The 14,362-nt window shown below is 64.2% G+C and carries 12 protein-coding genes and 1 pseudogene; 9 read left to right on the forward strand and 4 right to left on the reverse strand.

Features of this window, described 5'->3' with window-relative positions:
* Positions 1–5: 5 nt before the first annotated feature.
* Positions 6–1,508 carry a DUF4173 domain-containing protein gene (locus ACQ86E_RS17975; RefSeq protein WP_431201118.1) on the reverse strand — a complete coding sequence of 501 codons (1,503 nt, stop codon included), beginning with the start codon at positions 1,506–1,508 and terminating at the stop codon, positions 6–8.
* Positions 1,509–1,697: 189 nt separating this feature from the next.
* Here ACQ86E_RS17975 and ACQ86E_RS17980 point away from each other — a divergent pair, with 189 nt between their 5' ends.
* Positions 1,698–3,056, forward strand: coding sequence for a glycoside hydrolase family 3 N-terminal domain-containing protein (locus tag ACQ86E_RS17980; RefSeq protein WP_431201119.1), 1,359 nt, complete (start codon positions 1,698–1,700; stop codon positions 3,054–3,056).
* Here the strand turns inward: ACQ86E_RS17980 and ACQ86E_RS17985 are convergent.
* Positions 3,038–4,660: an ABC transporter substrate-binding protein gene (locus ACQ86E_RS17985; protein WP_431201120.1), complete on the reverse strand. Its 1,623-nt coding sequence runs from the start codon at positions 4,658–4,660 to the stop codon at positions 3,038–3,040. The genes ACQ86E_RS17980 and ACQ86E_RS17985 overlap by 19 nt on opposite strands.
* Positions 4,661–4,726: 66 nt before the next feature.
* Positions 4,727–5,335 (reverse strand): TetR/AcrR family transcriptional regulator, encoded by a 609-nt coding sequence (locus ACQ86E_RS17990; RefSeq protein ID WP_431206502.1) that lies wholly within the window; start codon positions 5,333–5,335, stop codon positions 4,727–4,729.
* Between the two features lie 103 nt (positions 5,336–5,438).
* On the opposite strand from ACQ86E_RS17990, the gene ACQ86E_RS17995 reads away from it, so the two are divergent.
* From ACQ86E_RS17995 to ACQ86E_RS18005, 3 genes are all read left to right on the forward strand, one after another.
* Positions 5,439–6,134: a PspA/IM30 family protein gene (locus ACQ86E_RS17995; RefSeq protein WP_431201121.1), complete on the forward strand. Its 696-nt coding sequence runs from the start codon at positions 5,439–5,441 to the stop codon at positions 6,132–6,134.
* 40 nt (positions 6,135–6,174) lie between these two features.
* Positions 6,175–6,450: a YiaA/YiaB family inner membrane protein gene (locus ACQ86E_RS18000; RefSeq protein WP_014491840.1), complete on the forward strand. Its 276-nt coding sequence runs from the start codon at positions 6,175–6,177 to the stop codon at positions 6,448–6,450.
* Positions 6,451–6,706: 256 nt separating this feature from the next.
* Positions 6,707–6,913, forward strand: coding sequence for a hypothetical protein (locus ACQ86E_RS18005; protein WP_431201122.1), 207 nt, complete (start codon positions 6,707–6,709; stop codon positions 6,911–6,913).
* 47 nt (positions 6,914–6,960) lie between these two features.
* Here ACQ86E_RS18005 and ACQ86E_RS18010 read toward each other — a convergent pair whose 3' ends face one another.
* Positions 6,961–7,806, reverse strand: coding sequence for an SDR family NAD(P)-dependent oxidoreductase (locus tag ACQ86E_RS18010; protein ID WP_431201123.1), 846 nt, complete (start codon positions 7,804–7,806; stop codon positions 6,961–6,963).
* Positions 7,807–7,991: 185 nt separating this feature from the next.
* Here ACQ86E_RS18010 and ACQ86E_RS18015 point away from each other — a divergent pair, with 185 nt between their 5' ends.
* The 5 genes and pseudogenes from ACQ86E_RS18015 (at position 7,992) to ACQ86E_RS18035 (ending at position 14,340) form a co-directional block, all read left to right on the forward strand.
* The gene (locus ACQ86E_RS18015; protein WP_431201124.1) at positions 7,992–9,488 is read left to right on the forward strand and encodes an aldehyde dehydrogenase family protein; all 1,497 of its coding nucleotides are present in this window, start codon (positions 7,992–7,994) and stop codon (positions 9,486–9,488) included.
* A gap of 207 nt (positions 9,489–9,695) precedes the next feature.
* A complete protein-coding gene (locus ACQ86E_RS18020) occupies positions 9,696–10,559 on the forward strand; it encodes an outer membrane protein (RefSeq protein ID WP_431201125.1) in 864 nt (287 codons plus the stop codon).
* Positions 10,560–10,715: 156 nt separating this feature from the next.
* Positions 10,716–11,844, forward strand: a pseudogene (locus ACQ86E_RS18025) (alkene reductase).
* Positions 11,845–12,065: 221 nt separating this feature from the next.
* On the forward strand, positions 12,066–12,569 hold the full coding sequence (locus ACQ86E_RS18030; protein ID WP_431201126.1) for a GFA family protein: 504 nt from the start codon (positions 12,066–12,068) through the stop codon (positions 12,567–12,569).
* A gap of 109 nt (positions 12,570–12,678) precedes the next feature.
* Positions 12,679–14,340, forward strand: coding sequence for a thiamine pyrophosphate-binding protein (locus ACQ86E_RS18035; RefSeq protein ID WP_431201127.1), 1,662 nt, complete (start codon positions 12,679–12,681; stop codon positions 14,338–14,340).
* The last annotated feature ends 22 nt before the right edge of the window (positions 14,341–14,362 follow it).

Raw genomic sequence — 14,362 nt, forward strand, 5'->3', positions numbered from 1 at the left:
TCCGCTTACCCGGCCGGCTGACTGTCGGGCGGGTTCTTGGCCTGCGCATCGAGCCTGTGTTGCAGCCGCCAGCTCCGAAAGCCCCAGGCACGCCAGGTCATGGCCAGCCGCTGAGCTTCTACAAGCCGATCGCGGCGCCGCGCAAGGCACTCGTCGCCCTGGCGATGGGCGATCACGCGGTCGAGCGCAGGCAGCGCCTGCGGTCCGAGTGTGATGAGATAGTCGGCATCGATCGTCACGCCCTTGCCCGACATTTCACTGCTGTGCGTCAGATTGTAGTCGGCAATGAAGGCATCGAAGTTCATGAGCGAGCAGCCATACAGCACGATCGTGAGCGCGATCAGGTTGGCGCCCACGAGCCACCGGTTGGAGCGGCTGAGCACGATGCGGGCCACGATCAGGATCAGCCCGAGAGCCACCAGCCCCATCCAGATGAAGGCCGCGATGCGCCAATAGGTCAGCATATAGATGTCGACGTAGAGATCGAGGCGGAGGATGGAGGAGGCGACGAGGAGGACGTTCTGCCCGACCCAGAGATAGACCAGCGGCCGGATCACCGTCGATTTCTCCGCCGGGCCGCCCGGACGCATCGCGACCAGCACGAAGGCCGCGGCGAGCAGCGCGGTCGCAATCAGCGGATAGGCGCCGCGATGGGCGTAGGACGCATAGGTGACTTTGGCAGGCAGCGCCACATGGCCCCAGAGATAGATGCCGTCGAGGATGGACTGCGCCGCGAACAGCAGGTTGAACAGGATCAGCGAGCGCAGAATGGTGGAGGGTCCCAGGAACTCGGCGGAGACGAAGGGCGCGAGCGGCTCCGACTCCAGGGCCTCGACGGGGAGCGCGGTGGGACTCTTCTTGCGCCGCCAGCGCACATGGATGAACGGCCACACGAGCGTCAGCATCACGGTCCAGAACAGCACGCGCCAGACGCTGACATATTCGAAGATCACCTTCGGATTGAGCAGGGACACCCATTCCTCGATCACCGGATTGGCCGCGGCGAACAGCGCGACGAACACAGTGCCGAGCACCGCCGGCAAGAGCCAGAGTGCAATGCCGCGGGTGAACGCCGACATGTTGAAGACCTGAAGCGCGTCGGGGAAGAACCGGAAGGGGCCGATCAGGACAAAATTTCGCAGCGCCCGGGCGCGGTCCGCGAGTCCCGTCGTTTCAGGACTGGTTGCCAGTAGCAGGGCGATGATCAGCGCTGCGACGAGGATCAGGAACGAGAGCGCGTTGAGCTCCTCCAAAGCCGGCACGAGACCGAGCGCAACGGCCACGCCGCCGATCGCAGCGCGTCGAAAATCCAGCGTGGCACGGTTGGCGAGCAGCGAAGCGCAGGCGATCGCGCCCGCGAAGATCGCCAGCGACAGTCCGATCCGCTGGCCGTAGAACAGCCAGTCTGCAAGCGCGGCAAGCAGCAGTGCCATCGCGATCCTGCCCGACAGCGCGGAAGGCCTGATCGGTTGGATGTCCGTCGTCGACGTCGTAGCCAGGCTCGTCATGTCCAGAAGACCTCTCCTGATGGATGGCATCACGAAGTCTGAACGTCGTTTGTGCAGAAGGCAGGATCACGCTCTGCACGGATTCAGGAATCTTTTGCAGTTTTCGTGCAGGGGCGTCTTTGCCTCTCGCGCGGCGCGGATCGGCTTGATAGGTGCGAAGCATCCGCCATTCTCCGGACCTGACGCATCATGCAATTGCTCCGTCGTATCGGCCTCATCCTGCTCTGGCTCGCCGCGCCCCTCGTCGCGTTCGCGGCCGCGAACAAGAACGATCCCTATCTGCTCGTGCTGCGCGGCGCCGGAAACATTGCGCTTGTCGTCGCAAGCATCGCGATCATCATCGTTCTGCTGCGCAGTGGGCGCTGGCGCACCATCGCGGGCAAGCTGCTCGTCATGCTCTGGTGCCTGCCGCTCGTCCTGATGTCCGCGGCGCATCTCGAGTTTGAACGGCGCAAGCACGATGTTCTCAGCGCGAGTGCGGTCGAGGCGCGTCAACTCGGGCCGCACTTCATGGTCGGCTATTCGTCGTTTGCCGAGGTCGCGCGCCTGGCCGAACGGGGGCTGATCGGCGGCATCTACGTCACCCGGCACAACATTCGGGGCCGGACCGTCGAGGCGCTCCGCGCCGAGATCACGGCGCTCCAGGACAAGCGGAGCGCAGCGGGCCTGCCGCCGCTGGTCGTCGCTGCCGATCAGGAAGGCGGCATCGTCGGGCATCTGGCGCCGCCGCTGACGAAGCTGCCGGCGCTGGCGACGCTCACCGGGCTCGCTCCCGACGTGCAGCAGGCCAGAGCGGAAGAGTTCGGTCGCATCCACGGCCGCGAACTCGCCGGACTCGGCGTCAACCTCAATCTCGCACCGGTGCTCGACCTCAAGCCGCCGGCCCGGCGCAACCGCCTCGATTTCCATACGCTGATCGGCTACCGGGCGATTGCGACAGACCCGGCCGTCGTCAGCGCGATCGCGAGCGCTTACGTCCGCGGGTTGGAAGAGACCGGCGTCGGCGCGACGCTGAAGCATTTCCCGGGTATTGGCCGCGTACGCACCGATACTCATCACTTCAGCGCCAATCTCGATACCTCGGTCAGGGAGCTGGAAGCGACCGACTGGCTCCCGTTCCGCGAGGTGCTGTCGCATTCCCGCAGCGCGTTGATGGTCGGCCATGTCACGCTCACGGCCGTTGATCCCGATCGCGCCGCGTCGCATTCGAAGCGCGTGATCGGAGGGATCATCCGCGACAAATGGGGTTACCAGGGTGTCGTCATGACCGATGACCTCGTGATGGGTGCGATCTACCAGAACGACGTCTGCAAGGCTGTGGTCGAGGCACTTAACGCCGGGGTCGACCGGCTGCTGGTGGCCTATGACGGCGCGCAGTTCTACCGGATCTTCCAATGCGCACTGGAAGGATCGCGGCAAGGCAAGCTCGACGCGGCGATGCTGCGCGCGAGCGAGGCGCGGCTGCAACGGGGCTCTCCGATCGAGCAGGCGCGAGCCACGTCCAGCGTCGTGCACGTCGTCGACAAGAATCAGCCCTTCGCGAATTGACGATAGTCCGGCTCGCGGTGAAACCAGAACTCGTAGCCGCTGACGGCCTTCTGCATGGCGACGTCGTGGATCGGCTGGTTGAGCGGAACGACGGGAACGTCCCGCATGCAGAGCGCGACGAAATCCTTCACGGACTTCTCGTACTCGCCCGCATCCGTCGTGAACCGGGCCTTGTCGATCAGAGCGTCCATCTCCTTGTTCTGGTAGGAGGAGATGTTGAAGATCGAATTGTTGCCGTGGAAATTCCAGTAGAAGTAATACTCGGGATAGTCGAGCCATCCGCTGAAGCGGTTGAGGGCGAGCGGCAGCTCTTTCTTGTTCAGCGTCGTGCGCCAGTTCGCGCCGGGGATCTTTTCGATCGACGCCTTGATCCCGATCTTGGCGAGGCTTTCCTGGATCAGGATCGCGGTCGGCTCGCCGACCGTGGCTGTGCCTGTGTCCAGTGACAGCGTCGTTTCCAGCCCGGACTCGAAGCCTGCCTCTTTCATCAGGGCTTTGGCCTTGTCGAGATCGGTGACATAGGGAGACGGCTGCGGCCAGACCGGCTTTGAAACCTCGGTCGATCCGCCATACATCGGAACGGCACGGCCAAAGAACGCGCTGCTCTGGATCTGCTCGTAGGGCATCGCCCATGCGATGGCCTGGCGCAGCTTCACATTGTCGAACGGGGGCTTCGCGGTATTCAGCGCCACGTACCAGAGCGCGTTCGGTATCGGCACGCCCGAGACCTTGACCTTGCCCTCTTTGATGATCTGCTCGAAGTCGCGCGGCGCAAAGCCGCTGGAGAGATCCGCATCGCCCCGCTCCAGCATGGCGCGACGCGTGCCGGCGGAGGGCACGTCGCGCGCGATCACGCGTTTGACCTTCGGCAGCGGTCCGCTCTTCCAGTCGTCGAAACGCGTCAGCACGGTCTCGCTGCCGGGCTTCCAGCTCTCGATCCTGTAGGCGCCGCCACCGGCCTCGTTGGTCCTGAGCCACGCCAGCGCCCACGGGTCTTCCGCGGTCGCATTCTTCCTGGCGAGTTCGGAGTTGATGATGAAGGGCACCACCACCGCGACGTTGAACAGCAGCATCTTGTCCTTGCGGACATAGTCGATGCGGAAGGTGTGGTCGTCGACAACGACGAACTGCTCGGGCTTTTCCAGCGATCCCGCCGACATCTGGAAGGTCGGAAAGCCACCGACCTTCACCGCGCGGTCGAACGACCATTTGACGTCCTTCGCGGTCACCGGCGCGCCGTCGTGGAATTTTGCGTCCTTCCGCAATTTGAAAGTGCATGACATGCCGTCGGCGGCGACCTCCCAGCTTTCGGCGAGTTCAGGCGCGAGCTTTTCCCGGTCGTAGGACACCGTGCCGTCGGGCAATGTCTTGGAAGCGTAGGAGAGCAGGCGGTCGTAGCAATTCCAGGACAGGCCGTTCACGGTCTGGTTGGAGCCGACGCCCTGCATGTCGAGCGAGTTCGGCCCCAGCTCCTGCACCACCAGCAGCGTCTCCGCGCGCCCCTGCGCAGAGGCGAAGCGCGGCGCGACCGCCGTCATTCCGGCGATGCCGAGGCCGCCGAGCATGACGTGGCGACGATTCATACCGGAAGATGATGCGCTCATCGCCGCCTCCTCAAGAGAAACCCGGGATACGAGGAGGCAAGGGGCATGCCACGACGAGCCGTGCAGCTAGCTCGGTTGCGCGATCAACCCGTCGATCATCGCGCGCACGAGGCCAGCGATTTCCTTTCGCAGCGCGGGCAGCGGAACGGCGACCAGTTTTTGTTCGAGTCCCAGCGCCACCATGCCATGCACAGCCGAGAACAGGCTGCGCGCGGTGATGCTGAGCTCCTCCGGGCTGCGCTGTGGAAACAGCGCGGCCAGCGGCTGGTAGATATGGCGGAACAGCCGCATCTGGTCGTCGACGGACCAATCGGGCACGGTTTTGTCAGTCGCCATGCGGTGCTCGAACAGCGCGCGCCAGAGCTGGAGATTTTCCGCGGCGAAATCGCAATAAGCAATCGCGATCCGGACCAGGGTCTGCTGCGGCGACGGTTCGCCCGCGCTTTCCGCCGCGCTGAGTGCCTCGTCGAGCCGAAGCAGCGTGCGTGAGCCGACCCGCAGGATCAACTCGTCCACATCAGCCACGAGATTGTAGACCGCTCCATTGGCGCAGCCGATCTCGCGGGCGAGATCGCGGGTCTTCAGGCCGGCCAATCCACGGCTCGTAATCATCCGCTCCGCCGCCAGGATCAGGTCGGATCGCAGTTTCTCTCGACGTTCCAAGGCTTTAGACATTTTCTTATGAAATTCTTGAGCGCCGCTCAAGCTTTTCTTGAACGATGTTCAAGATTGCTGCTACAAACCATCCGTGAGCAACGCTCATAACAAGGAGCAGCAGATGTTCAAGACCGTCATGACACTTTTCCGCGGCAGCGTTGCCGCCGCCGGCGAGGAGCTGGAGGACCGCACGGCTCTTCTGATCCTCGACCAGCAGTTGCGCGACGCGGCCGCCGCCGTCGAGCGCAGCAAGCGGACGCTGGCGCTGGCGATCGCGCAGGACCAGCAGGAAGGCCGCAAGCTCGAGGCGACCATCGCCCGCATCGCCGATCTCGAAACCCGCGCGGTTGCGGCGTTCGAGGGCGGCCGCGAGGATCTCGCCCGGGACGCGGCCGAAGCCATCGCAGGCCTGGAGGCCGACCGCGATGCGGCAATGACGGCGCGCGCGCTATTTGCGACCGAGATTGCCCGGTTGAAGCGGCATGTCGCAAACGCTCAAGCCCGCATCACCGAGCTCGACCGCGGTCGCCGCGTCGCCCGTGCCTCGGAAGCGGTGCGCTCGCTTCGCCGCAGCGGTATCGAAGCCGCACGTCCTTACGAATCCACGCTGCCCGAGGCGGAGAGCACCTTGAGGCGCCTGCGCGACCGCCAGGTGGAAGCCCAGGCCGCGGACGATGCGCTGGTCGAACTCGACGCGGCCACCGGCCCGCTCGCCACCGCCGAGAGACTGGCCGAGCAGGGCTTCGGCCCCCGGCTCAAGACGACCGCGGACGACGTGCTGGCGCGGTTGAAGTCCAAGCGCATGCCGATTGCCTGATCTCAAACCGCATCATCACTCGAACCAACAGGAGACCATCATGAACCAGAACGGACAGCCCCACAGCAGCGCCTGGGTGACCTTCACCTACGCGTCTTTCGCGGCCTCCGCCTTCCTCGTCGCCATCGGCATTTTCTTCCTACCGATCGACCTCTGGATGAAGGGTTATCTCACGATGGGGATCGTCATGCTGATCCAGACCTGCATCACCTTGACCAAGACGGTTCGCGACAACCACGAGAGCAGCCGGCTGGTGAACCGTATCGAGGATGCCAAGGCCGAGCGTCTGTTGATGGAAGTCTCCAAGGCAGCTTGAGAAGGCAGCTTGAGAAGCGGCTGGCACGAACGCGCCGGGGAACGAAGCCATGCACCATACAGGGCGGCGGATGCTGCTGCATCCGTCGCCCACATGACAGTTCCTGGGAACTGCAAAAGGCCAGCATGCCGCCGAGACGTTTCCCGATACACGTCGAGGCCAGCCATGGGATTGTCGAGGTCCGGACGGCCGTTTCGGATTGTGATTTCGACGCAGGTACGATAAGCCTCGCCCGCATTCATTGCGGAGATGAGCCTTGTCCAAACAATCCCTGCGAGAGGAGGCCGAGCGCCTGATCCGCGAATCGATGGAAAAGAAGACCATCGTCGTCAAGCAGGGCGATACCCGCATCGAGGCGGTCTGTGGCAAATGCGGCGCCCCGAACCGGGTGCAGGCGCCGAAGGGCCAGAACCGCGTCAAGTTCGCCTGCAAGCAATGCGGGCAGCAGCAGGAAACGCTGTAGGCTTCTCAACCTCGCCCGGAACGACGGGGTGAGGGAGCGGCGCAAACCTATTCCTCTTCCACAAATCTCTTGAACGCATCTGCATAATCCGGATGCCAGCGCGACAGCGGCGGACGGTTCTCGACGATATCGCCGGCGGCCCAGAGCATGCGCTTCTCGTCGAGCGCGCGCGGCACGTCGTTGTCCGGGCACAGGATGTAGAAGTCGCCGTGTTCCAGCCGCGCCAGCATGAAATCCACGGTCTGCTCCGGCGTCCATGCGCCGGCCGGCTTCTCGGTGCGGCCCTTCGCGGTCAGCCCGGTGAAGACGAAGCCGGGAATCAGCAGATGCGCGCTAATGCGGCAGTCTTTCGTGCTTCGCAACTCGTGCTGGAGGGCTTCCGTAAACGCCTTCACGCCAGCCTTGGAGACGTTGTAGGCGGGATCGCCGGGCGGCGTCGTAATGCCCTGCTTCGAGCCGGTGTTGATGATGAGGCCGGCCTTGCCGCGTGCGATCATGTGTGGCGCGAAGATGCGCGCGCCGTTGATGATGCCCCACATGTTGACGCCGATAATGCGCTGCCAATTGTCGGGTTCGGCGAACAGCGTGCTGCCGGGCTGGATGCCGGCATTGTTCATGAGGATATCGGTGCCGCCGAAATGCGCGCCGACGGCGCGTTCCAGGTCCTTGACGCTCTCCGCCTTGCTGACGTCGACCGCGACGGTCATCACGTGTGTGGCGGAAGCGACGGATGACAGTTTTGTTGCAGCCTCCGCCAGCCGCGACTCGTCGATATCGGCGATGCACACCTTCAAGCCGGCACCTGCGAAGGCAAGGGCGGCAGCCAATCCGATTCCGGATGCGCCGCCGGTGATCACGGCAACATTGTCTTTGACGATGGCGGGATGCGGCATGGTGTGTCTCCGGAGGAGGGCCTCGGTCGAACTATAACATGTCGCTCGCGCGACCCTGCACAAGTCGGCATGGGAGGTCTTCGTCCCGCGCCGCCTTTACGCTTCTCCGGCACCGCTGTATTCTCGTCGACCTAACGATCCCGCCCAGATCGAACTCAAGCAATCACCTGACAGGGAGTGCAGCCATGGCTGTGTCGCAGGCTATTCCGATCACGCGCCATCCATTCGCCAACGGGTCCTACAAGCAGATGCTGATCGATGGGAAGTGGGTCGATGCCGCTTCCGGGAAGCGCTTCGAGACCCACAATCCCGCCACCGGCGAATTGCTGGCAACCGTCGCCGAGGGCGACAAGGAAGACATCGACCGTGCGGTTGCCGCCGCTCGCCGCGCCTTTGAGGGACCATGGAGCAAGGTCAAGCCGTTCGAGCGGCAGAACCTGCTCTTGAAGCTCGCCGACCTCGTCGAGAAAAATTTTGACGAATTGTCGCAGCTCGACACCCTCGACATGGGCGCGCCGCTCAGCCGCACCCGCGCCTATCGCCTGCGCGCCGTCGGCATGCTGCGCTATTATGCCGGCCAGACCACCGCGATCCACGGCGAGACCATCCAGAACTCGCTGCCGGGCGAGATCTTCTCCTACACGCTGAAGGAGCCGATCGGCGTCGTCGGTGCCATCATTCCCTGGAACGGCCCGCTCACCGCGACGATCTGGAAGATCGGTCCGGCGATCGCCACGGGCTGCACCGTGGTGCTCAAGCCGGCCGAAGAAGCGCCGCTGACCTCGCTGCGCATCGCGGAGCTCGCGATGGAGGCGGGCGTTCCGCCCGGCGTCATCAACGTGGTGCCCGGCTACGGCGAGACCGCCGGCGCGGCGCTCGCTTCGCATCATGATGTCGACAAGGTCGCGTTCACTGGCTCCCACGTCACGGGCCAGTCGATCATCCGCGCCTCTGCGGGCAACCTCAAGCGCGTCTCGCTCGAGCTCGGCGGCAAGTCGCCGGACATCGTGTTTGCGGATGCCGACCTCGATGCCGCCGTGCCCGGTGCCGCAATGGCGGTGTTCGCCAACTCCGGTCAGATCTGCAGCGCCGGCACGCGCCTGTTCGTCGAGCAGTCGATCTACGAAGAGTTCGTCGGCCGTGTCGCCGAGTTCGGCAAGAAGCTGCAGGTCGGCAACGGCCTCGATCCCAACGTGCAGATCGGCCCGCTGGTCTCCGAGCAGCAGCTCGAACGCGTCACCAGCTATCTCGACATCGGCCAGAAGGAAGGCGCCCGCGCGCTCGTCGGTGGCGGTCGTGTCACAGAGGGTGCGCTGTCAAAGGGATTCTTCGTCTCGCCGACGGTGTTCGCGGGCGTCCAGGACAACATGCGCATCGCGCAGGAGGAGATTTTTGGTCCGGTCATCTCCGCGATCACCTTCAAGGACATGGACGAGCTGGTCAAGCGCGCCAACGCCACCACCTTCGGCCTCGGATCCGGCCTGTGGACGCGCGACGTCAGCAAGGCGCATGCGGTCGCAAAATCGCTGCGCGCCGGCTCGGTGTGGGTGAACTGCTACCAGGCGATGGACCCGGCCGTGCCGTTCGGCGGCTACAAGATGAGCGGTTACGGCCGCGAATCCGGCAAGCAGCACGTCGAGGAATATCTCAACGTGAAAGCCGTCTGGATCAAGACGGCGTAAGGCGTTTCTCTGTCGCGTCCGGGTTTCAGTGGCTGATCTTGCTTGCAGCGACAGGGACTGCTTGCGACGACTTGAAATTGTTGCCCGGACGCTACACGCGTTTTTGAAACGACTGACGCCTGCGATCTCGCAAGGATTGTTATCCCATTTCGAAGGTTGGCCCGTTACTGCTGGACAACGTCAATGTTCGGCTTCGGGATATCGAGAATGCTCCGTTTCGCTTCGATCGTGTTTGTCGCTTTGGGTGTCGCCGCGGCGCAGCCCGCGGCCGCAGCCGATATCGCCGCACGTGCGCCGCTTTACAAGGCGCCGCAATTGCCTGTCGCCTACAACTGGTCGGGCTTTTACGCCGGCGTAAACGTCGGATATGGCTGGAGCGATGATGCGATCCAGCTCGCGCCGCATGATCCGGTTTTCACGGCAGGCGTGCTCGACGCGGCTCTCGCCGGCGGCCTCGTCCCACCGTCACTGGCAACAAATCCGCGCGGTGCGCTGGGCGGCGTGCAGGCTGGTTACAATGTGCAGACCGGCTCCCTGGTGTGGGGCGTGGAAGCCGATATCGCGGCTGCCGGCATCAAGGGCAGCTCAACGGTTTCCCGGACTCTGCCGGTTTTCCCGGACATCACGACCACGCAGGAGCAGAAGGTCGACTGGTTGGGGACCGTGCGCGGCCGGATCGGCGCCACCGTCACACCCGATTTGATGCTCTACGCGACCGGCGGTCTCGCCTATGGGCACGTCAAGGCGTCGACGTCGATCACAGATCCCACACTCGCAGCCGGCACGCCCTGCCTCAACGTGATCTGTGGTGCGGCGACGTCGGAAAGCTGGCGCGTCGGCTGGGCCGTCGGCGGTGGCGGCGAGTACCGCTTTGCGTCGAACTGGAGCGTCAAGCTCGAATATCTTTATTATGATCTCGGCAGCGAGAAATACACTTTCTTCAATCCGCTGTTCCCGTTCACTCCGGGCCCCGCGCGCGGCTTCGACGCAACCGCGGATTTCACCGGCCACATCGCCCGGGTCGGACTGAACTACAAGTTCGGCGCGGGCCCGGTCGTCGCGAAATACTGATCCGACGTTCTGGACGGACAGCAAGCCCCGGGCCCGGCCCGGGGCTTTTGCTTCTGCAGCATCTTTCGGCTGGCCTGCCATCCACCCAAGTGGCTTCCGGGCTGCCACCCTTTCTCATATGATCCCCGTCCTCTCATCGATCATTCCGGGGACCACATGAAATTCGAGGCGTTGTTCAAACCGTTGCAGGTCGGTCCGTACAAGCTCGCGCACCGCGTCGCGCTGGCGCCGCTGACGCGCATGCGCGCCGAACGCGAGAGCTTCGCGCCGCGGCCGCTCAATGCCGAATATTACGGCCAGCGCGCGACGGAGGGCGGCCTGCTCATTGCCGAAGCCTCCCCCGTAGTCTCGCACGGCCGCGGTAATCCGGCGACGCCAGGCATCTATTCGGAGGCGCAGATCGCCGGCTGGCGCAAGGTGACGGATGCCGTGCACGCCAAGGGCGGCATCATCTTCCTCCAGCTCTGGCATGTCGGCCGCGTCTCGCATTCCTCCTTCCATGGCGGCGCATTGCCGGTCTCGGCCTCGGCGATCCCGATCAAGGCCGAAGGCGTGAAGGCGATGACCGCCGACGGCAAGATCGCCGACTACGAGACGCCGCGCGCGCTGGAGACCGAGGAGGTCAAAGACGTCGTCGAGGCGTTCCGGCAGGGTGCGAAGAACGCGCTTGCTGCCGGCTTCGACGGCGTCGAAATCCACGGTGCCAACGGTTATCTGCTCGAGCAATTCCTGCAATCGCGCAGCAACCAGCGCACTGATCAATATGGCGGTTCGATCGAGAACCGCGCGCGGTTGCTGCTGGAGGTCACGCAGGCCGCGATTGACGTCTGGGGCGCGGGGCGCGTGGGCGTGCGCCTGTCGCCTTACGGCGTTGCCAACGATTCCGGTGAAGCAGATCCGATGCCGCTCTATGCCCATGTCGTGAAGGCGCTCGACAAGCTCGGCCTTGCCTACTTGCATTTCATCGAGCCGCGGCTCGAGCGGCTCGGGCCGCGCCGAGGTCAACTGGCAGAACGTGCCTTCGGCGATGCTGCTGTTTCGCCCGCTCTACAGCGGCGTACTGATGACGGCCGGCGGTTTCACCGGCGAGACCGCGAACGCCGCGATCGCCGACGGCCACGCCGACATCATTGCCTTCGGCCGCATCTTCATCTCCAATCCCGATTTGCCGCGGCGGCTGGAGCACGACTATCCGATTACGCCCTACAATCGTGCGACGTTCTACGGCGGCGAGGAAAAGGGGTACACGGATTATCCCGTGTATGACGAGCTGACGCCGGCATAGGCCGGCTTCGTAGCCGGGATGGAGCGAAGCGAAATCCGGGATTCTTTCCGAAGCGAGATTCCCGGATTGCGCTTCGCTCCATCCGGGCTACGGGGTTATTATGGAGCTCCGACCGCACCACAAACTCCGTCATTGCGAGCGTAGCGAAGCAATCCAGACTGTCTCCGCGAAAAGATTCTGGATTGCTTCGCTGCGCTCGCAATGACGCCGGAGAGACGTCCATGGCCAAAGCCGCAGCCGCCGCAGGTATTGCCACCGGCCAGTGCCTCTGCGGCAAGGTTACCTTCGAGATCGACATTCCTGCGCGCTGGGCCTGGCATGATCACTCGGCCGCCAGCCGCCGCGCCCATGGCGCGGCTTACGCGACCTATGTCGGCAGTTGGAAGAAGCGCTTTCGCATCATTTCAGGCAAAGCCGCGCTCACGCGGTACGAGGACAAGGCGACCAAAACCGCGCGGAGCTTCTGCTCGCATTGCGGTACGCCGATCACCTATGAGCGTCCGCGGGGCCCGCACATGGTCAACATCCCGCGCGCACTCTTCAACGAGCGGACCGGCCGCCAGCCGCTCTATCACATCGCGATCGAAGAGCTGCAGGAATGGGCCTATACCGGCGAGCCGCTGGTGCCGCTGAAAGGCTTTCCCGGCGTGGTCTGGCAGCGCTCGAAAAAGAAGAAGCGGGTGGGCGGTGAGGATCCGTTCGAGCTGGGACGCGAAGAGATGTAGCGCGCATCCGCGCAACGCAGCCATGACGGCGCTTCCTTGCGCGGCTACCATCACTTCGTCCATCATGTGTCGCGTCCTCGCGGCAATGTCCGCCGGGCCTGGAGGAAACATGAAGAACAAGATCACCGGCCGCTCCGCCTTCCTCGCGCTGCTCAAGGACGAGGGCATCACGCACCTGTTCGGCAACCCCGGCACCACCGAGCTGCCGATCATGCATGCGCTGAAGGATCATCCTGATCTCACCTATGTGATGGCGATGCAGGAGAGTCTGGTGGTCGCGATCGCCGACGGCTACAGCCGCGCTTCCGGAAAACTCGTTGCCTGCAATGTCCATGTCGCACCCGGCCTTGGCAATGCGATGGGCTCGCTCTACAACGCCCAGTTCACGGGCACTCCGATGATCCTGACCGCGGGCCAGCAGGAGCAGGGCCATGGCCTGATGGAGCCGGTGCTGTACGGCCCGCTGGTGCGCATGGCCGAGCCGCTGGTGAAATGGGCAGTCGAGGTGACGCGGCTGGAGGATCTGCCGCGCATCGTGCGCCGCGCCGCCAAGGTCGCGATGACGCCGCCGACCGGGCCGGTGTTCATCTCGCTGCCCGGTGACATCCTCAACAGCGAGGCCGGCATCGATCTCGGCCGTTCCACCCGCATCGATGCGCGCGTAAAGCCGTCGGATGAGGCGCTGAAGGCATTTGCCGCGCGCCTGCTCAGGGCCGAACGCCCCGTGATCGTCACCATGGACGAGGTGGTCAAGAGCGATGCGCTGAAGGAGGCCGCCGAACTCGCCGAGCTGCTTGGCGCGGCGGCCTACCAATCCTCGACGCCCTATGGCTCGCATTTTCTGTCCGAAAGCCCGAGCTTCGTCGGCACGCTCGCGCGCGTACAGAAGGTCGCGCGCGATACGCTTGCGCCGTACGATCTGTTGATTGCGCTTGGCGGCGACCCCCTGCGAATGTCTGTCTATAGCGAGGTCGATGCGCTGCCTGACGGCCTCGGCATCGTGCAGATCGGCCTCGTCGATTGGGAAATCGCCAAGAACTACGGCGCCGAGATCGCGCTGAAGGCGGATTTGAAGGAAACGCTGCGCGCGCTGATCCCGGTGCTGAAGGAGATGGGCGGCGCGACGCTGGCGAGCCGTGCCAGGCAGCGCCTCGCCGAACTCGCTCCGCAGAACTGGACCGCGCGACGCACCGCGCTGATCGAGCAGATCGGCAAGAGCGCTGGCCGCAGCCCCATCGATCCCGACTATCTGGTGCTGCAAATGGTCGAGGCGATGCCTGACAACGCTATCCTGGTCGACGAAGGCCTGACCTCGAGCCGTCAGATCACGGCGCTGCGCCCGCATCGCGACCGCTACGGCTATCACGGCCTCGCCTCGGGCGGCATCGGATGGGGACTGCCGGCCTCGGTCGGCGCCAGCATTGCCAATCCGGATCGCCCCGTCGTGTGCTTCTCCGGCGATGGCAGCGCGATGTATTCGATTCAGTCGCTGTGGACCGCAGCGCATCACAAGCTGCCGCTCAACGTCGTCATCGCCAACAATGGCGGCTACCGCATCATCAAGCAGCGCCTGCTCGCCTTCCATGGCGATGATAATTACGTCGGCATGGATTTCGTCGATCCGCCGGTGGATTTCGCCGGTGTGGCCAAGGCGCTGGGCTGCGAGGCGATCAAGGTGAGCGATCCCCGCGAACTGAAGGCGACGTTGGCGTCGGCGTTCAGCCGGCCGGGAACGAAGCTGATCGAGGTGATGGTGGACGGGAAGGTATAGGTAAAAAGAATGGGGCGACGGC

The organism is Bradyrhizobium betae, assembly GCF_050632175.1.
In the GTDB taxonomy this organism is placed as follows: Bacteria; Pseudomonadota; Alphaproteobacteria; order Rhizobiales; family Xanthobacteraceae; genus Bradyrhizobium; species Bradyrhizobium betae_B.